Annotated in this window: 18 protein-coding genes and 1 riboswitch; of the genes, 9 read left to right on the top strand and 9 right to left on the bottom strand. The window is 39.1% G+C overall.

Annotation, left to right across the window (positions count from 1 at the left end):
• The first annotated feature begins 14 nt into the window (after positions 1–14).
• Positions 15–121, top strand: a riboswitch (TPP riboswitch).
• 62 nt (positions 122–183) lie between these two features.
• The 5 genes from thiM to NFR46_RS05295 all read left to right on the top strand — a co-directional run bounded on the left by thiM (position 184) and on the right by NFR46_RS05295 (position 4,358).
• Positions 184–963: a hydroxyethylthiazole kinase gene (gene thiM / locus NFR46_RS05315; protein WP_251575340.1), complete on the top strand. Its 780-nt coding sequence runs from the start codon at positions 184–186 to the stop codon at positions 961–963.
• 16 nt (positions 964–979) lie between these two features.
• The gene (thiD, locus tag NFR46_RS05310; protein WP_251575337.1) at positions 980–1,801 is read left to right on the top strand and encodes a bifunctional hydroxymethylpyrimidine kinase/phosphomethylpyrimidine kinase; all 822 of its coding nucleotides are present in this window, start codon (positions 980–982) and stop codon (positions 1,799–1,801) included.
• Positions 1,791–2,435 carry a thiamine phosphate synthase gene (thiE, locus tag NFR46_RS05305; RefSeq protein WP_251575333.1) on the top strand — a complete coding sequence of 215 codons (645 nt, stop codon included), beginning with the start codon at positions 1,791–1,793 and terminating at the stop codon, positions 2,433–2,435. The genes thiD and thiE overlap by 11 nt, the downstream gene beginning before the upstream one ends.
• Positions 2,436–2,721: 286 nt before the next feature.
• Entirely contained in the window at positions 2,722–3,978 is a 1,257-nt protein-coding gene (locus NFR46_RS05300; RefSeq protein ID WP_251575331.1) for a chloride channel protein, read from the top strand.
• 71 nt (positions 3,979–4,049) lie between these two features.
• The gene (locus NFR46_RS05295) at positions 4,050–4,358 is read left to right on the top strand and encodes a hypothetical protein (protein WP_251575330.1); all 309 of its coding nucleotides are present in this window, start codon (positions 4,050–4,052) and stop codon (positions 4,356–4,358) included.
• Between the two features lie 47 nt (positions 4,359–4,405).
• Here the strand turns inward: NFR46_RS05295 and NFR46_RS05290 are convergent, their stop codons facing one another.
• On the bottom strand, positions 4,406–4,945 hold the full coding sequence (locus NFR46_RS05290; RefSeq protein WP_251575329.1) for a GNAT family N-acetyltransferase: 540 nt from the start codon (positions 4,943–4,945) through the stop codon (positions 4,406–4,408).
• 230 nt (positions 4,946–5,175) lie between these two features.
• Here NFR46_RS05290 and amaP point away from each other — a divergent pair, with 230 nt between their 5' ends.
• The 3 genes from amaP to NFR46_RS05275 are packed head-to-tail and all read left to right on the top strand — an operon-like array spanning position 5,176 to position 6,355.
• On the top strand, positions 5,176–5,721 hold the full coding sequence (gene amaP, locus NFR46_RS05285) for an alkaline shock response membrane anchor protein AmaP (protein ID WP_251575326.1): 546 nt from the start codon (positions 5,176–5,178) through the stop codon (positions 5,719–5,721).
• Positions 5,722–5,741: 20 nt separating this feature from the next.
• The gene (locus NFR46_RS05280) at positions 5,742–5,933 is read left to right on the top strand and encodes a DUF2273 domain-containing protein (protein WP_251575325.1); all 192 of its coding nucleotides are present in this window, start codon (positions 5,742–5,744) and stop codon (positions 5,931–5,933) included.
• 20 nt (positions 5,934–5,953) lie between these two features.
• Complete coding sequence (locus NFR46_RS05275) at positions 5,954–6,355, top strand: Asp23/Gls24 family envelope stress response protein (RefSeq protein WP_251575323.1); 402 nt, start codon at positions 5,954–5,956, stop codon at positions 6,353–6,355.
• A gap of 57 nt (positions 6,356–6,412) precedes the next feature.
• On the opposite strand, the gene tpiA is transcribed toward NFR46_RS05275, so the two are convergent.
• Entirely contained in the window at positions 6,413–7,192 is a 780-nt protein-coding gene (tpiA, locus tag NFR46_RS05270) for a triose-phosphate isomerase (RefSeq protein WP_251575322.1), read from the bottom strand.
• A 173-nt stretch (positions 7,193–7,365) separates the two neighbouring features.
• A complete protein-coding gene (locus NFR46_RS05265; RefSeq protein WP_251575320.1) occupies positions 7,366–8,553 on the bottom strand; it encodes an aminotransferase-like domain-containing protein in 1,188 nt (395 codons plus the stop codon).
• 643 nt (positions 8,554–9,196) lie between these two features.
• Between NFR46_RS05265 and NFR46_RS05260 the strand changes: the two genes are divergently transcribed.
• Complete coding sequence (locus NFR46_RS05260; RefSeq protein ID WP_251575319.1) at positions 9,197–9,988, top strand: 2-keto-4-pentenoate hydratase; 792 nt, start codon at positions 9,197–9,199, stop codon at positions 9,986–9,988.
• A gap of 104 nt (positions 9,989–10,092) precedes the next feature.
• Here the strand turns inward: NFR46_RS05260 and msrA are convergent, their stop codons facing one another.
• From msrA to parE, 6 genes are all read right to left on the bottom strand, one after another.
• Positions 10,093–10,623 carry a peptide-methionine (S)-S-oxide reductase MsrA gene (gene msrA, locus NFR46_RS05255; RefSeq protein WP_251575318.1) on the bottom strand — a complete coding sequence of 177 codons (531 nt, stop codon included), beginning with the start codon at positions 10,621–10,623 and terminating at the stop codon, positions 10,093–10,095.
• 182 nt (positions 10,624–10,805) lie between these two features.
• Positions 10,806–11,318: a GNAT family N-acetyltransferase gene (locus tag NFR46_RS05250; RefSeq protein ID WP_251575316.1), complete on the bottom strand. Its 513-nt coding sequence runs from the start codon at positions 11,316–11,318 to the stop codon at positions 10,806–10,808.
• 93 nt (positions 11,319–11,411) lie between these two features.
• On the bottom strand, positions 11,412–11,801 hold the full coding sequence (locus NFR46_RS05245) for an iron-sulfur cluster biosynthesis family protein (RefSeq protein WP_251575315.1): 390 nt from the start codon (positions 11,799–11,801) through the stop codon (positions 11,412–11,414).
• A gap of 154 nt (positions 11,802–11,955) precedes the next feature.
• On the bottom strand, positions 11,956–12,891 hold the full coding sequence (locus NFR46_RS05240; protein ID WP_251575314.1) for a manganese-dependent inorganic pyrophosphatase: 936 nt from the start codon (positions 12,889–12,891) through the stop codon (positions 11,956–11,958).
• Between the two features lie 136 nt (positions 12,892–13,027).
• On the bottom strand, positions 13,028–15,499 hold the full coding sequence (gene parC, locus NFR46_RS05235; RefSeq protein WP_251575313.1) for a DNA topoisomerase IV subunit A: 2,472 nt from the start codon (positions 15,497–15,499) through the stop codon (positions 13,028–13,030).
• A gap of 22 nt (positions 15,500–15,521) precedes the next feature.
• Entirely contained in the window at positions 15,522–17,552 is a 2,031-nt protein-coding gene (gene parE / locus NFR46_RS05230) for a DNA topoisomerase IV subunit B (protein WP_251575312.1), read from the bottom strand.
• Positions 17,553–17,670 lie beyond the last annotated feature (118 nt).

Below are 17,670 nucleotides of genomic sequence, written 5' to 3'. Positions count from 1 at the left end.
AAAACTATGTTAATAAGCAGCATTAGGGGTGTCTGTTTGCCAGACTGAGATGTATTTAGATATACGGACCCTTGAACCTGTTAAGCTAGTACTTGCGCAAGGAAAATGCTAACTCAATATAAAAAATGGAGCTGTTAGTTAACGATCAACTAACAGCTTTTTTATTATCCAGGAAGTGAAATTATGACAACATTACAACTAAACTTACCAAAACTAGTTCGCCAACAGAACCCGGTTGTGTTAACAATTGCCAATACAGTGACCCCTGCTAAAGTTGCGGACGGGTTAAGTGCAATTGGAACATCACCAATCATGTCCATTGCCCCACAGGAAGCTAGTGAAATGGTTGCATTAGCAAATGCAATAACAATCAATCTAGGAACAATTAATAAAGAACAAGTTAATGAAATTACAACCGTTTTAAAGGAAAACCAAAATCAGAAGCCAGTTGTCCTCGATCCGGTTGCCATTGGTGCCAGCCAATACCGATTAACGGTGGCTAAAGGCCTTCTTCAAAGCTATCAATTCACCGTTATCCGCGGTAATGCAGGTGAAATTGCGGCACTCGCTAATGTTAATTGGAGTTCCCACGGAATCGATGGCGGTTCGGGCCAAGCAAATCTCCATGAAATAGCCAAGAATGTTGCTCAGGCTTATAATTGCATAGTTGTCCTCACGGGTAAAACAGATATTGTAACTGACGGCAATAACGAATTTATTAATCATCTCTCCACTAATTACTTTACAACTAATATTGGTAGTGGTGATATGCTTTCGAGTATTATCGCGGCTTATTTAAGTGTAAGTGATACTCCCTATTTAGCTGTTTGTACGGCAACAAAATTCTTTACAGCTGCTGGTGTTAAGGCAGCGCGAGAAGTAACGGGGTTCGGCCAATGGCAAGTTAAACTAATGGATGAGCTCGCAACCCTTAACTCAAATGAAGTATTGTCAGTTTTATAAAAAGGAGTAAATAGTAATGACAAATGACTTTCCACAAGCCTTAACGATTGCTGGTACTGATTCAGGTGGTGGTGCTGGTATATCTGCTGATTTTAAAACATTGCAAATGCGTGGTGTTTTTGCCACCATGGTTGTGGTTGCAGTTACAGCACAAAATACTCTTGGTGTTCAGGATGCATTAGCAACGCCGCCCAAACTAATTGATGAACAATTTGCATCCTTAGCAGCGGACTTTAAGATTAGAGCATGTAAAACGGGGATGCTCGCTGATCCACTCCGGGTTAAAACCGTTGTTAATAATTTAAAACGTCATGATTTTGGTCCATTAACTGTTGATCCCGTGATGATTGCTAAAGGTGGTGCTAAACTTTTAAGTGATGATGCAATTGATGTCGTTCGGGATCAATTATTACCACTTGCTGATTTAATTACCCCTAACCTTCCCGAAGCTGAAGAATTAACACAGATGACGATTACCACAGAAGCTAACATGGCTGCTGCTGGTCATTGTCTTCAATCCATGGGTGCCAAAAACGTCCTCGTTAAGGGAGGCCACTTTTCTAGTGAAGATGAAGCCAATGATTATGTATTATTAGAAAACGGTCAATCATTTTGGCTAACTTCTAAGCGAAAGAAAACACGAAATACTCATGGTACTGGTGATACAATCTCTTCATGTATCACTGCCGAATTAGCTAAGGGAAAATCAATGGAAGATGCTCTTCGAATTGGAAAAGCATATGTTGAAGCAACTATTAAGCAGGGCATTAATGTTGGTCACGGACATGGTCCACTAAACCATTGGGCAAAAATAAGGAGTGAACAAAATGAAATTTAATCCTCAAATGTTACAAATTTACCTTGTTGGCGGTACTCAGGATACTCACCATGATTCTTATGAATTCCTTGACAAAGTTGAAGAAGCTATGCAAGCAGGGATCACCGCGTTCCAATACCGTGAAAAGGATAGTTCAACAATGACAGACGATGCCCGCTTAATTATGGCTCGCCGATTAGTTGAGATGGGAACGCGTTACTCAATCCCAATTTTTATTGATGATGATGTTGAAATGGCTCTTCGTGTGGGCGCAGATGGAGTCCATGTTGGACAAGACGATGAACAAATTCATCAAGTAATTAAAAAAGCCAATGGTAAACTAATGATTGGCTATTCCTGCAATACACCTACTGAAATTAAATTGGCAAACCAAATCCCAGAAGTTAACTATATTGGCTGCGGTCCGGTTTTCAAAACAACGTCAAAGAAGGATGCAGATCCAGCTTTAGGTCTTACCCAACTGCAAAAATTAGATGAACTAAGCACTCACCCGTTAGTTGCAATTGGTGGTATAACTTTGGATAATATGGCGACAGTTCTTAAGACCGGTGTTAGTGGACTATCAATGATTTCTATGGTTCTTGGTAGTCAAGATATTACGTCAACTGTTAAGAAAATTAAACAACTATACTAAAACAAAAGGAGCATAATGGCCATCACCAAAATGATGAACGCTATTATGCTCCTTTATTTGCCTAATTGTGCACAGATTCCTTGAATTGTAGCTACCGCTAGGGCAATAATAATTAACACAATTGCATCTTTTTTAGTTGGCTGTTTATCCATAATTTCTCTCACCTAGATTTTTTCTTTATCATACACCCTTATATCTCATATTTCCCTAATTGCCTTTATTTTTATTTTTTGCTGTTATAAACTAACAAGGTATAAATTAATTATATATGGGAGAGAAAAAGAAAATGAAGTCTATTTCCAAAAATGTCCCGTTAATTATTGCCACCATTGTCCTCGGCGTGATCGTGGGGACAAGTTCATTACTATTAAGTATTTTGTTGGACCTATCGGAAAAATACTTCCTTAACTTTGAGGAAACTAATAAATTCCCTGTCGACATTTTTGTTGGCCCTGGTCACCGTTTTATTTCTGTTTTTGTTGGTGCTGCCATTGCAGCAATTTCGTGGTTCTTCCTGCAACGAAAATACCGTCCAGTGGGAATTAGCAAAGCAATTGACGGAAAAACGATGCCTTTAGCAAAGACAATGATCCATGTTGTTACCCAGATCTTCTATGTTGGGACCGGGAATTCCATTGGTCGTGAATTAGCACCACGGGAAGCAGGTGCTGCTATTGCTCAAAAATGGGAACGCGTCTTCGCTAATAATCGATACTTGAAACTTGATCCAGAAGACCAAAAAATGCTGATTGCTTGCGCTGCCGGAGCTGGTTTCTCAGGGGTATATATCGCCCCGATTACTGGTGCCGTTTTTGCAATCGAACTTCTTTATAAAAAAGTCAATGCCAGAGTCGTATCCGTTAGTTTAACAATGTCTGTCATTGCTACGTTAATCGGTTCAATCGTTAAGGGATACAAGCCATACTACTTAGTTGGTTCCAAAAATTTTCCATCCCTGCGAATCTTACCAATCGTGATTATTCTTGCCCCCCTTCTCGGGATTCTTGGTTCCTACTTCAAACTGGGGGTCAAAAAAGCTAGTGCTAACCGTGCTGTTACCAAAAGCGTTCTTTATCAACTACCACTAATGGGAATCATCACGGGAGCGGTTGCCGCATTCTATCCCCAAATAATGGGAAATGGTCGTGGCTTAGCTCAATTAGCAATGAACACCACTACTATTAATAAGAGTGTTATTCTTGTCCTTCTCTTTGGCTTTATGGCCAAAGCAGTTGTAACCATCTTTAGTATTAAATGTGGGGCTTACGGTGGTATCTTGACGCCATCTATTTCTCTTGGCGCTGTGATTGGCGTTTTCTTGGGGATGGTTTATGTTCAAATTATGCCAGGAGTAACCATTACCCAATGTGCCGTTCTTGGTGCAGCATACTTCCTTACTGCTTCTCAGCAAGCACCACTTATGTCGATGTTTATGCTCTTTGAAGTGTGTCATTTAAACTTTACCGCCTTTATTCCACTTGCCCTAGGAGTAGCATTGTCGATTGCCGTTTCCCGGTGGGTTAATGCAAAATTAATTAAGTAACTTGATGTTTGCTTATTATTAGTGAAACGGTTAAACTTAACTTTGCATCATGCTTAAAGGAGTCCAAAAAGATGGCACATATTTACCTAATGGCTTTAATCGTCATTTTTATGATTGAAAGTTTCTTCGAAGTTAAGTGGTTTACTCAAATTCGTGATATTTTCCAACACTCTGGAAGAATTACCCCAACAAAGCGAGTTCAACGAGTTGTTAAAATTGAGACTCAGTGGAGTTGGTTCTCTTGGATTTTACTAATCCTGCTCTTTATTCTTCCTGAGATGTATACCTTTCTCTTGATTTGTATTATTACCCTGATTGAAACAATCATTGTTTATGAGCTCTATAATGCTCGCAATTACGCTCAGCAAATTAATAAATAACAAATAAGGCCTCAGATTCGCTCATTGAATCCGAGGCCTTTAATTTATTATCCAACTAATGCATGGGTTTTTGTTAGTAATTCGTAAACATAAGAAAGTTCTGTTGGGCGGTATGCACCTGGCATCGTCCCAACCTTTTGAAAACCGTTCTTTTCAGCAATATGTTGCATAACAAGATTATTCTCATTGGTACTAAGACGAATTGACTTTACATCCGGACGGTGCTTCTCCAGATAATCGATCACACTAATAAAAAGCTTCGATGCGTACCCCTTACCAGCGTGACTTGAATGAATTGCTACCCGGTGGATAGTAACATAATTATCCGTATTCATTAACCATTCTCCGTTAATGTGATCATAAACATGGTCCGGCGAATTAACAATGGCAACTGCCCCAACAGTCATTCCATCATCTGACTTAACCAGGTATGCGTATCCATTATCAATATCTTCTTGAATATGCTGGGCATTCGGGTAGTCCCCCTGCCATTGATCGACACCCCGTTCAGCTAATTGGTTTCTTCCGTCACGAAGGATCTCCAAGATAGTTTCTAAATCATTTTGCTTTGCCTGCCGAATTATCATTTTCTCATCCCCATTTCAAAATAGAATCAAATTAATCATAGTAAATTATACGACAAATACGATCCCTTTTGTTAATTTTATCTGCTATCTGTAAATAACTATGAAGAATCGATGATCACCCGTATAAGAAACTCTTATATCAATTAGCGATCTAATGTAAAATCCTTTCAGCCATGTTAAAGTTAAGACACTCAAAGAAAAGCCTGCATAACGAAAGGAGTGATGCTTTAATGGCTAATTGGAAAAAATGGTGGATAACTCTCACAATGTTAATTCAAGGGTTAATTGGGGGATTAGTAATCCTTCTCTGGATCTTCCGTCATGAACCCTGGACACTAGAACTGAACCATTGGCTGTTAACCACCCCCGGACAATATACCATCATTGGTTTAGCAAGCTATATCATCCTGATGGCAATTATCGTAATCGGAAGTTCAATCTTTCGTCCAACAACGAGTAAGCAACTAATAATTGCCCGTAGTGGTGCCCGTCATATTTCGGTTGACAGGGCTGCGGTTGAAAAAAGTATCCGTCTTAGTTTATCTAGCTTTGGTTTATACAACCCAACAACTAAGGTTAAGATGCTTAAAAACCGTCAAAAGGCTGATGTTACTGTTACGGGGATGCTTTCAACTCAATCAAACCCAGAACTGCTTAAGACTTCTTTAACTGACACAATTGAAAATAACTTACAAACTAATTTTGCTATTGGTCTGCGGAAACTTCGGGTAAGACTAGAACCTTATAATCACAAGAAAACCGTTACAGTCATTTAATCTCAAAAGGAGGGACTAAAATGAAACTTGTTCTTATTGGCGCAATCACCGGATTAGTGCTTAGCATTAGCTGGATTGTCTGGGGCTTTTGGCCAGCATTAGCCATCCTTCTGACCACCGCTATCTTTGCACTAATTGGACTGACGCTCGACCTCATCGGTTTCTCATTCAAAGGAATCGTTAACAAATTAAGTGCTAAACTCGCTGAATAATTTCTAAGGAGGAATTAATTATGACTACTACAAACACTAACTTAAACTCAACTAAAGCAACTGTTGATCAACATTTAACATTTGATGACAGCGTAATTGAAAAAATTGCTGGCATTACTGCTACTCGTGTCCCTGGTATCATTTCTCTGGATGGCAATATGTTTTCAGAATTTGCCGACAAGGTTTCTTCCAGTAGTAACATGACTAAGGGAATTAATGCCGATGTTGGTGAGAAACAAGTTGCAATCAAAATGGACGCAACAATTGAATATGGTAAAAGTGCTCCAGAAATTTTTGACGCTGTCTGCAAAGAAGTCGAAAATGCTTTGGAGAAAATGACCGGACTAAAGTTGGTTAAGTTTGAGCTTCACGTTAATGATGTCAAAACTCGTGAAGAAATGAAAAAGGATGATGATAAGTAGTTCAATCTCTTAAAAAGGGTTCTTGGTTTTCAAGGCTGAATACCAAGAACCTTTTTACTACTTCTTTTCTTCCTTTATGGTTAATTGAGCATTCGAAATCATCTTGAGGAAATTATCCAAATCAAGACTTGCCCGACCAATCAAGACGCCGTCAATATCAGGTTTATCAACGATATCCTTAATATTATTCGGATTAACACTCCCACCATACAAGATCCGAATCTTATCAGCGATCTCGTAACTATAGTACTCAGCAATCGTCTGCCGAATTAGTCGACATCCTTCTTCTGCTAGAGTTGGGTTAGCATGCTGACCAGCACCAACTGCCCAACTGGGTTCATAAGAAATAACAACTTGCTTAATCTGGTCTAATGAAATCCCGTGAAGAACGGTCATTAATTGATGAAAAACATAGTGAATTTCGTCATTAACCACCTGTTGAACCATTGTTTCATCAGTACAAATGATTGGGGTGACTCCTCGTTGAAGGGCGGCTTGGACCTTCTTATGAACGCTCTCATTTGTCTCACCAAATAATCGCCGTCGTTCAATATGTCCTAGCATCACATATGATACTCCTGCGTCTGCAAGCCCCCGAAGGCTAATTTCGCCAGTATATGGCCCTGAATATTCAGCAGCAGCATTCTGGGCAATAATCTTCAAGCCGGATTTCCCAGCAGCCTCAACCATGCTGGGAAGAGCAAAGGCCTGTGCCGCAATCCCAACTTCCATCTTTTTTGGGTCTGGTAATTTAGACTTAATTTGGTTAACAAAGTCAACGGATTCTTTCACGTTTTTGTGCATTTTCCAATTGGCAACGATGAATGGTTTTCGCATAGTTCCAACCCTTTCTATTTGTATTCTTTCTCCCGTTTATTTAACTACTTATATTTTACAATTATATTACCAGCAAAGGAAGAATGGCTTTATAGAATAAAAACAATTTTTAAAAAGAAAAAAGAGACTGGGTATAAATATTCAACCTCTCACTTTCAAAATAATCCTATTTTCTAAGCTTTTAATGCTTGGGTTAATGCTTCGCCAAGTCGCTTTAATCCTACTTCGATTTGATCTTCTTGCATATTAGAGTAGTTCAAGCGGAAGGTTCCCGGTTGTGGCTTTCCAGCATAGAACGGATCACCAGGGACAAAGGCAACATCGTGTTCAAGGCATTGTTTAAAGAGCTCAACGGTATCGTCAACACCTGGTACTTCAACCCATAAGAACATTCCACCTTCCGGATCAGTATACTTAACATTCTTTGGGAAGTACTTCTTAATTCCTTCAATCATTAATTGCTTTCGTTTACCATAAAGATCACTGATTTCTTTAACGTGAGCATCAACATCATTTTCCTTAAAGAATTCGTTAACGACATATTGGACTAAATTATCGGTATGAAGATCCGCCGATTGCTTAAGGACCGTTAACTTTTCAATTACTTTAGGATCTGCTACAAGCCAACCAAGACGAAAACCTGGCGCAAGAATTTTAGAAAAAGTACTCATATAAAAAACCTTACCGGCACGGTCAAATGACTTTACAGAAGGAACATGCTCGCCAGCAAATCGGATATCACCATAAGGGTTATCTTCAAGAACCGGAACATCATACTTTGCTGCTAGCTCAGCAAATTTCTTTCGGCGGTCGGCTGGCATTGTTCGTCCCGTAGGATTTTGGAAATTAGGAACTGTATAAATTAAAGCTGTTTCCGGATGCTGTTTGAGAGCATCTTCCAAGGCATCCATTTTCATTCCGTCTTCATCCATTGGTACACTGACAAAGTTAGCTCCATAAGAACGGAAAACATCCAAAGCACAAAGGTAAGTTGGTTCTTCTACAAGAACTGTGTCCCCTGGATTAACAAATGCTTTACCGACCAGATCAATTGCCTGTTCTGAACCGGTAGTTACCATTACGTTCTCAAGATCGGCCTCAACATTTTCTTTTTCTTTAACGCGCTTTAGGATTAGTTCACGAAGCTCAGTAACCCCTTTGGCGGCACCATATTGAAGTGCTTGACGACCGTGTTCAGCATAAACCTTATCAGTCGCTTTTTTCATCTGTTCTACAGGAAATAATTCAGGAGCTGGTAAACCACCCGCAAATGAAATAATCTTCGGATCAGCAGCTGCTTTTAGGATTGCACCAACAGCATCTGTACCGTCAGCAGGAACTCTTTTAGAAAATTTAAACATAATTACCACTCCTTATTTTCTAATCATTTTGTAATTGTTGAGTAGTTTACAATACAAATTCTAACTTGTGAAGCCCTTATTAGAATAAATAGTTATTTCAACATTTTAACAAGATTGTTTCTACATATAAGTGCCAGGTAATAAATCAAATAAATTTATTTTAATCGTTGACAAATTAAAATTTGATGAGTAAAATATGAAACATCAAATGTAAACATGTTAATGATCTCGAACAGGAAACAGTTTGACTAACTAGTTCAGAGACTTAGTGGTTGGTGCGAACTAAGCATGGTTAGTTAATATTTAATCCCCTGTGAATTGGCTCCTGAACTAAGTAGGGCTTGCCTGGCTGCCAACCATTACCCTGGCTCCAGATACTTCTGTCTGGTATAAGGTGGACTATTTCTCCATAAATGAAGGTGGTACCGCGGCAACGTCGCCCTTCAAGCATAATTAATTATGCTTGGGGGCTTTTTGTTTACTTTGAAATTTACTTTAAGTGTGGTGAGGATCATGAAAGATAGTGATATTAGCGACATTAGTGACATTCAAAGAGAAATTACAATTAATAATGATTCTCACCTGTGTTGGCATTTTTGATGGTGATGAGAATCATAACGAAGAAATTTTGGAGGAATCAATTATGACAACTTTAAACACTAACCAAAAAGAATTTGCTAAAGCTCTTTACAACGCTGATTTAACCGGTAACCCTTTGGTTGAAGCTGATTGGAAAGGTGTTGTAGAAGATGATGAAACTGCCTACGCCGTCCAAGATGAAGTCATGAAACTCAAAGGAGTTCCCGTTGGTGGCTATAAAGTATCACTTACAAGCAGGCAAACGCAGGATATGTTTGCCGCAGATTCACCTTTATATGGTCAACAGGTTAACCGTAAATTTCTCCCGGCTCCTTCAACCGTTAAATTAGGTAACTTAATGGATCCGCTAGTTGAAGTTGAACTTGCCTTTCGGGCAACCGCGGATTTGACTAGTGAAGACTCACTGGAAGATCTTTTAAGAAAGACAACTGTTGCCGGTGCACTTGAAGTTCCAGACTCTCGTTTCAAGGAATGGTTCCCAAGTCTCGGTAAATATAATGTGATGGCTGACTGTGCTGTTGGTGGCTTAGTTGTTTACGGAAATGAAGTTCCTTCAACAAATGTTTTTTCCGCTGTCACCGATGTTGCTACCGTCAACGCAGAATTATTCTTCAATGATGTTAAATTAGATGAAGGTAACTCTAAAGAGGTCCTTGGTAACCCACTTAAATCTCTCCAATGGTTAGTTGGTAAACTTGAAGAACAAGGAAAACAGTTCAAGCAGGGTCAATTAGTTTCTTCTGGGACCTTTGTTTTACCACCCCACCTTAAAAAAGGTCATTGGCAGGTTAAGTTTGACCATCATCTTGGTAACGTTGATTTAACTGTTAACTAGGGGATGACCGTATGAAATTTGATAATTGTTTACAATCCTGTTAAGCATCATAATCTTGTTAAAAAAGCTCTCGCAACAAACCTGTCGTGAGAGCTTTTATGATCTTAATTTTCGTTATTCCAATGTTCCCGCTTAAATTGCTCCCGACCACCTGCTTCTTCAAGGGCATAGCGTTGAGGATCTTTTTTATAGAAGTCTTGATGGTAATCTTCAGCAGGATAAAACGGCTTAGCATCTTCAATTTGGGTAACAATTTTATCATCACCAAATTGACCACTAGCTTGAAGAGCTGCCTTTGATTTTTCGGCAATTTCACGTTGCTGGGGACTATTAACAAAAATTACTGGACGGTAATTATCCCCCCGGTCCTGAAACTGTCCCATTGCATCTGTGGGATCAGTTTGGTACCAATAAATTGTTACTAAGTCATCATATGAAATAACATCTGGATCAAAGGTGATCTTTACTGCTTCCGTATGACCAGTCTTTCCTGAACAAACTTGTTCATAGGTCGGGTTAGGAACATGTCCTCCGGTATAACCAGAAATGACCGATTTAATTCCTGGATAAGTATCAAATGGCTCCACCATGCACCAAAAACATCCACCAGCAAAGATTGCTGTGTCTAAACTCATCTATATCAACCTCTTTCTTACTCTAGCAAGGGATCTAGAGTTTTAAAATTATTAGTGAAATCCGAGAAACTACCGACAAAATACTAGAAAATGACGAAACTTTGCCCCCTCAGTGCCCCCCTAAAAATTGGGAAAACAGACAAAATAATATATTCTAGCTTTCACATTTTTTAATTATATTCTCATTTTTGGGTTGAAAGATCAAATCTTTTGCCCAGAATAACTAAATCGCGTTGAATGCCGTCTAATTCGGCCACCTGTGGTAATTTTCCCCACTCTTCAAATTCGAATTCCTTAAAGAGCTTTAAGCTAGGAATATTATGACCAAAAATATAAGCAACAATCGCCGAAATTCCTAATTGGTGTAACTGACTAATTAGGAATTCTATTGCTTGTCGTCCAATTCCTTGATGCCGGACATTCTGATCAATATAAATTGCAATTTCACTTGTATGCTCATAGGCTGGTCGTCCATAAAAGGGTTCCAGGCCAACCCAACCGATCATTTGTCCTTCACTGTTTACAATTTTCCATAAGGGATGAGTCGGAGTAAAAGATGCAAACCATTCTTCGCGTTGTTCGACGGTCACTGGATCTAAGTCTGCGGTCGCAAGGCGGGAAGGGATAATTTGATTATATATTTCCACAATTTGCGGTAAGTCTTCATGCACCGCTTTTTTAAATTGAATACTCATTTAGCTAGCCCCTTTAATTAAATTTATATTTATTATAGAGGCTTTTAACTTTATTAAATACAGAATTTAAGGATTTAAAATTATGATCGTTAATCAGCAATCATGGGTTAATTGAAAATCATTAGTTTCTTGAACACCAGTAAAATCTAATACTTCAACATTCTCTGTTAAGGTTCCGTGAGGACTAACTAACGGCATCGTAAAATAGTGTTGATTAAATCGTAATTCCATCTCTTCGTCCAATTGTGGCTTTGTATAACCCTTATAATAAATCGTTCCAATATTTGAAGGTATCTTGCTATCAAAATCAGGAAACTTTTGGTCACAATTAACAAATACTAGCTTATAACCGGCTTCTAAACCACAATCACCAACTGCAGAAAATGGACCAACACCATCATCAAAGTCTAAGATGATTTTTTTATCCGGTGAAAGGTACCGTGCTATTCGCTTTTTTGCCTCTTCCGTAACCGTTAATTTCATTACTAACACCATCTTTCTCTCAAACTATAATGTTAGTTTAATTTCTTTCCTAAGGAAGGTTCAATTAATCTGCTCAAAGGTACCCTAATACTAAAAAAAGTTCCTGATAATCTATTCAGATCAACAGGAACTTTAATATCAAATTTAATTAAAATTAGCCTTCAAAAGCATCTGTCAATGGAGGAACAACTTGCTTCTTCCGAGAAACAACACCTGGAAGGTTCATCCGCTTGTTTTCAAACTTCTTACCAAAGGCCTTTTCAACAGTATCAGTGTGATCACCAACTACAAAAAGATCAGTATCACTGTTCAAAATGTTGGTAACCATTAATACGAAGGTTTCATAACCATTTTGGTCCATCAAGTTATGCATTTCCTTTTCAAGATCAGCTTGACGGGAGAAGACATCATCTAAGTCAACAGTGTTTACTTGACCAATCCGTAGCTTAGTGCCACCCAGTTCAAACGTCTTAGCATCACCATCAACAATTTCATTATCGGTCTTCTTAGCGATGTTAGTACCGGCCTTTAACATGTCAATACCATACTTTTCGTAATCTTCAACACCAGCAACCTTTGCCAAGTACTTAACAGCTTCGCGATCATGATCCGTTGTGGTTGGTGACTTCAAAAGTAAAGTATCTGAAATAATTGCTGAAAGCATCATTCCGGCAAGGTCTGCTGGAATATTAATGTGCTTTTCTTGGAACAATTCAGTGATGATTGTACTTACACAACCATATGGACGAGCAGTGATCCAAAGTGGTTGAGCAGTATTAAAGTTGGCGATCCGGTGGTGATCAACCAAGTGAGTAACAGTAACCTTATCAAGATCACTAACACTTTGTTGTGGCTCGTTGTGGTCAACAAGCATTACCTTATCAACTTCATTTGATACAGTTTTAACAACACGAGGTGCCTTCATACCAAAGTGATCCAAAGCATACTTTGTTTCATCATTGGGTTCACCAAGAGCAACAGCTTCAGTTTCGTAACCTAACTGGTTTTGGAAGTATGAAAAAGCCATTGCAGCTGTAATTGCATCAGTATCTGGATTCTGATGACCAAAAACTAATTCTTTGTTACTCATTAAAAATTCCTCCTGTTTGCTTCAAGATTGCCCTAATAACGTAATAGGGCATGAAACAATCTACGTTTTCTATTCTATCATGGAAGTTCCAACTTGGTGGGATAATTATTAAATATCTCAGTAAAAAGTTGATAAGCTAGCTTTCCTGCTTTACCGGTTCCTCATTTAGGACATTAACTTGTTTAATCCGTAATTTTACAGGTATCCCTTGGGTATCAGTATCAATCACGAATGTTCCGTTTGATTTAGCGGTACCGAGATGGTGATCATCAACAGCAACATCCTGGAATGCTGGTCGGTCAGTAATAATTTCAAGGACATCATGATTATCTGGATTATAGGCAAGAAAATCAATAATCTTATGCGGATGAGTCTTAATACGGTGAAGTACTAACTCTCCACGACGAGCACGAGCCCCTATTTCAATTTCTGAACTTGCCATTTCCTTAAAGGCACCGCGTTGGGTAACCATCGCTAAATTCTGACCTTCAGAAACGAGACTATAGTCTGTAGCGTAGTCGTCATCCTTCAAGTTAATTGCGCGGACACCACCAGTTCTTAAACCAGTAACAGGGACATCGGCTACATCAAAACGAACCGCATATCCCTCATGACTGATTACAAGAAGAGAACGATTCTTATCTGTTGGTTCATAGTAACTTACACTTACTAGCCGAGTGTCAGCACTCTTTAACTTAATTCCCGTAGTTGTTCGGCTCTTGTAACGACTTCCAGGCTTGTAATCAGAAAATGCCGTTTGCTTAATTTGACCATCGCTAGTTCCCATAATAATCGTTCCAGGCTGGTCAAGCTTATCAAAGACCATTGCTTTAATAATATGCTCATTTTCGGCTAAGCCAATTGTTTGGGAAATATGTTCACCAGTATCCTTCCAACGTACATCAGTAATTTCATGAACGGGCCGATAAATCACATTTCCTAAGTTAGTAAACATAAATAAATGCGATAAAGTATTTGTTTCTTGAATTAGGATTGGATAATCATCCTCACGAAGACCGTTCTCATCTACTGGAGATGCCTTGAAAGAACGGACACTAGAACGTTTGATATAACCCGCATGGGAAACCAAAAGAATGACGTTTTCCTTTGCTACAGTGACCTTTGTATCAACTTTTAGCTTTTCTACATGGCTTTCAATCTTGGTACGCCGTGGGTTACCAAATTCTTTCTTAATTGCCAGCATCTCTTTGCGAAGAACATTTGCCAGTTCTTGATCATTAGTTAGAATCAATTGAAATTCATCAATTCGCTGGTTAAGTTTCTTTTGCTCAGCCTTTAATTCAGAAACATCGGTATTAGTTAACCGGTAAAGTTGTAAGGTAACGATTGCTTCTGCCTGTTCTTCGGAAAAGTCATATTCAGAAATCAAGTTCTGTTTTGCATCCTTACGATTTTTACTTTCCCGAATAGTTTTAATTACCTGATCCAAAATGGATAAGGCCTTAATCAGTCCTTCAACAATATGAAGTCGGTGCTGAGCTTTGTCCAAATTAAATTGGGTTCGCCGACGAACAACTTGTTTTTGGAAAGCTAGGTATGAAGTCAAGATCCGCTTCAAGCCAACCCTCATTGGTCGTTGGTCATCGATAGCCACCATGTTGAAGTTATAGTTGATTTGTAAATCAGTATTCTTAAGTAAGTAATTAAGAATTCCTTGGGCATTGGCTCCACGCTTCAACTCAATTGCAATTCGTAATCCACTCCGGTCAGTTTCATCACGTGCTTCAGCGATTCCTTCAACTTTCTTTGCTAAGCGTAAGTCGTTAATTCTCTTAACTAACTGAGCCTTATTAACCTCATATGGAATCTCAGTTACGTTAATTTGTTGGCGGCCACCCCGAAGTGTTTCAATTTCTGTTTTTGCCCGAACAACTACTCGTCCCCGACCAGTTTGATAAGCTTTACGGATTCCGTCTATCCCCTGAATAATTCCACCGGTTGGGAAATCAGGACCGGGAATAAATTCCATTAGCTTTTCTAAACTGGCCTCCGGATTATTAATTAAGTAGATTAGTGCATCTAGGACCTCACTAAGGTTATGTGTTGGAATTTCAGTTGCGTACCCCGCAGAGATACCTGTTGCACCATTCACTAATAAGTTAGGGATCCGCGCTGGTAAAACGGTTGGCTCTTTTTCGGTATCATCAAAGTTCAAGGTCATTTCAACCGTATCCTTATCGATATCTTGAAGCATCAAGCCAGAAATCCTGCTCAACCGTGCTTCCGTGTACCGCATTGCAGCTGCCGGATCGCCATCCATCGAACCATTATTCCCGTGCATTTCAATTAAAGGTTCACGTAACTTCCAATCCTGACTTAAACGAACTAATGCTTCATAAATCGAACTATCACCGTGGGGGTGGAAATTCCCCATTACATTTCCGACTGACTTAGCTGACTTTCGGAATCCTTTATCATAGGTGTTTCCATCCTTATTCATTGCAAATAAGATTCGCCGTTGAACAGGCTTTAGCCCATCCCGAATGTCAGGTAGCGCCCGTTCTTGAATAATTGACTTAGAGTAACGTCCAAAACGATCCCCCATCAATTGTTCTAGGGTCATCTTTTCAATCTTACCGTTTCTCACTACAATGTTCCTTTCTCGTTACCTAAAAAAGTTCTTCTTGGCTAAAATTCTTGGCAGCTTTAGTAGGTTGTTTTTTATGGTTTAGTAAATGCCCTTTGTTTTCAACTAACTCATCGGATTCCTTATCATCACTCATTGTGAATTGAACGTTGTTTTCAATCCATTCCCGTCGCGGTTCAACCTTATTTCCCATTAAGGTTGTAACGCGTCGTTCAGCTAATTCAGCATCTTCAATTCGAACCTGAATCAATGTCCGTGATTCAGGATTCATTGTGGTTTCCCATAGTTGGTCAGCATTCATTTCACCAAGACCCTTAAATCGCTGTAATTGAGCACCTTTTCCTGCCTTTTTAGTCAGCTTAGTTAATTCATCATTAGTCCAGGCGTAAGTAATCTTTGTTTTTGCTCCCCGCCCAGTTTGCAAACGATATAACGGAGGTAAGGCAATATAAATTTTTCCTGCCTCAATCATTGGTCGCATATATTTATAGAAGAAGGTTAACAACAAGATTTGAATATGGGCCCCATCATCATCGGCATCCGTCATAATAATAATCTTATCGTAGTTAGAATCTTCAACGTTAAATTCAGAACCAGCACCGGCACCAACCGTATAGATAATGGTGTTCAACTCTTCATTCTTTAATACATCATCAAGCTTTGCTTTTTCAGTATTTAAGACTTTCCCCCGTAACGGCAAAATTGCTTGGTACTTCCGGTCACGTCCTTGCTTTGCAGAACCACCAGCGGAGTCACCTTCGACTAAGAAGAGCTCGTTTTTCTTTGCATTCTTTGATTGAGCAGGGGTTAACTTTCCGGAAAGGTTTCGTTCTTTTCGACTCTTTCGTTTACCACCACGAGCTTGGTTTCTGGCCTTTCGCGCTGCTTCACGGGCTTCACGGGCTTTGATTGATTTACGAATCAACATTTGAGCAAAGTCGCCATTTTCCATTAATGCATAGCCAAGTTGTTCACTAACGATGGAGTCAACAATTTTTCGTGCTTCAGGGGTTCCTAACTTATCCTTTGTCTGACCTTCAAATTGTAAAATTCGTTCAGGAATTCGAACGGAAACAACAGCGGTTAGTCCTTCACGAACATCACTACCCTCAAGGTTTTTATCTTTTTCCTTTAATAAACCAACTTTATGGGCATATTCGTTAAATGTCTTCGTCCAAGCACTTCTAAATCCTGCTTCATGGGTCCCACCATCAGGAGTCCGAACATTATTGACAAACGACAGTAGTGATTCAGAATAGCCATCATTATACTGGGCAGCTACTTCAACCTCAACACCATCTTGACTGCCATCAAAGTACAAAACTTTTCCCAGGGTATCTTTTCCCTCATTAAGGTAGGTAACAAATTCCTGAATACCATCCTTATATTGAAAGATATCTTGTTTTTCCTGATTTTTGCGTTTATCTGTTAAAACAATCTTAATTCCCTTTAAAAGAAAAGCAGATTCCCTTAAACGATTAGCTAAAGTATTGTAATCATAGACAGTAGTTGTAAAAATCGCTGGATCAGGCTTAAAAGAAACCATTGTCCCATTTCCGGCGCTAGTATGGCCTAATTTTTTCAAGGTTCCAATTGGTTGTCCACCATCTTTAAACTTTTCTTGATAACGCTCATGATCTCGCACAATCGTTAAAGTTAAATTGGTAGACAAAGCGTTAACTACTGATGCCCCAACACCATGTAACCCTCCAGAAGTTTTATAACCATCTGATTGTCCAAATTTTCCACCGGCATGGAGAACAGTCATAATCACTTCAGGGGTTGGTTTACCTGAAGCGTGCATCCCTACTGGCATTCCCCGACCATGATCTTGGACAGTAATAGAATTATCAGCTTCAATAGTGACATTAATTTCATCACCATATCCAGATAATGCTTCATCAACCGCATTATCAACAATTTCGTATACGAGGTGGTGTAATCCTCGAGAATCCGTAGATCCAATATACATCCCCGGTCGTTTTCGAACGGCTTCAAGCCCTTTTAAGACCTGAATCGAGGATGCATCATACTTTACTTTCTTTGTGGCCACAAAATGACCTCCCTTTTCATTTTGAACATTTGTTCGGCTAGTATATTATACCCTAGTTCAAACAAGATTGTAATAGTTCAATTACAATCGTTAACAATAACGATAATACTTCATTTGA

It is taken from the genome of Limosilactobacillus agrestimuris (genome assembly GCF_943193105.1).
Lineage (GTDB): Bacteria > Bacillota > Bacilli > Lactobacillales > Lactobacillaceae > Limosilactobacillus > Limosilactobacillus agrestimuris.
Note: the sequence above shows the minus strand (reverse complement) of the source record. Positions and strands in the feature narration are given on the sequence as shown.

Excerpts from the sequence above, each read along its gene's own strand:
- thiM (WP_251575340.1), top strand. The coding sequence starts at position 184 with ATGACAACATTACAACTAAACTTACCAAAACTAGTTCGCCAACAGAAC.
- thiD (WP_251575337.1), top strand. The coding sequence starts at position 980 with ATGACAAATGACTTTCCACAAGCCTTAACGATTGCTGGTACTGATTCA.
- thiE (WP_251575333.1), top strand. The coding sequence starts at position 1,791 with ATGAAATTTAATCCTCAAATGTTACAAATTTACCTTGTTGGCGGTACT.
- NFR46_RS05300 (WP_251575331.1), top strand. The coding sequence starts at position 2,722 with ATGAAGTCTATTTCCAAAAATGTCCCGTTAATTATTGCCACCATTGTC.
- NFR46_RS05295 (WP_251575330.1), top strand. The coding sequence starts at position 4,050 with ATGGCACATATTTACCTAATGGCTTTAATCGTCATTTTTATGATTGAA.
- NFR46_RS05290 (WP_251575329.1), bottom strand. The coding sequence starts at position 4,945 with ATGATAATTCGGCAGGCAAAGCAAAATGATTTAGAAACTATCTTGGAG.
- amaP (WP_251575326.1), top strand. The coding sequence starts at position 5,176 with ATGGCTAATTGGAAAAAATGGTGGATAACTCTCACAATGTTAATTCAA.
- NFR46_RS05280 (WP_251575325.1), top strand. The coding sequence starts at position 5,742 with ATGAAACTTGTTCTTATTGGCGCAATCACCGGATTAGTGCTTAGCATT.
- NFR46_RS05275 (WP_251575323.1), top strand. The coding sequence starts at position 5,954 with ATGACTACTACAAACACTAACTTAAACTCAACTAAAGCAACTGTTGAT.
- tpiA (WP_251575322.1), bottom strand. The coding sequence starts at position 7,192 with ATGCGAAAACCATTCATCGTTGCCAATTGGAAAATGCACAAAAACGTG.
- NFR46_RS05265 (WP_251575320.1), bottom strand. The coding sequence starts at position 8,553 with ATGTTTAAATTTTCTAAAAGAGTTCCTGCTGACGGTACAGATGCTGTT.
- NFR46_RS05260 (WP_251575319.1), top strand. The coding sequence starts at position 9,197 with ATGACAACTTTAAACACTAACCAAAAAGAATTTGCTAAAGCTCTTTAC.
- msrA (WP_251575318.1), bottom strand. The coding sequence starts at position 10,623 with ATGAGTTTAGACACAGCAATCTTTGCTGGTGGATGTTTTTGGTGCATG.
- NFR46_RS05250 (WP_251575316.1), bottom strand. The coding sequence starts at position 11,318 with ATGAGTATTCAATTTAAAAAAGCGGTGCATGAAGACTTACCGCAAATT.
- NFR46_RS05245 (WP_251575315.1), bottom strand. The coding sequence starts at position 11,801 with ATGAAATTAACGGTTACGGAAGAGGCAAAAAAGCGAATAGCACGGTAC.
- NFR46_RS05240 (WP_251575314.1), bottom strand. The coding sequence starts at position 12,891 with ATGAGTAACAAAGAATTAGTTTTTGGTCATCAGAATCCAGATACTGAT.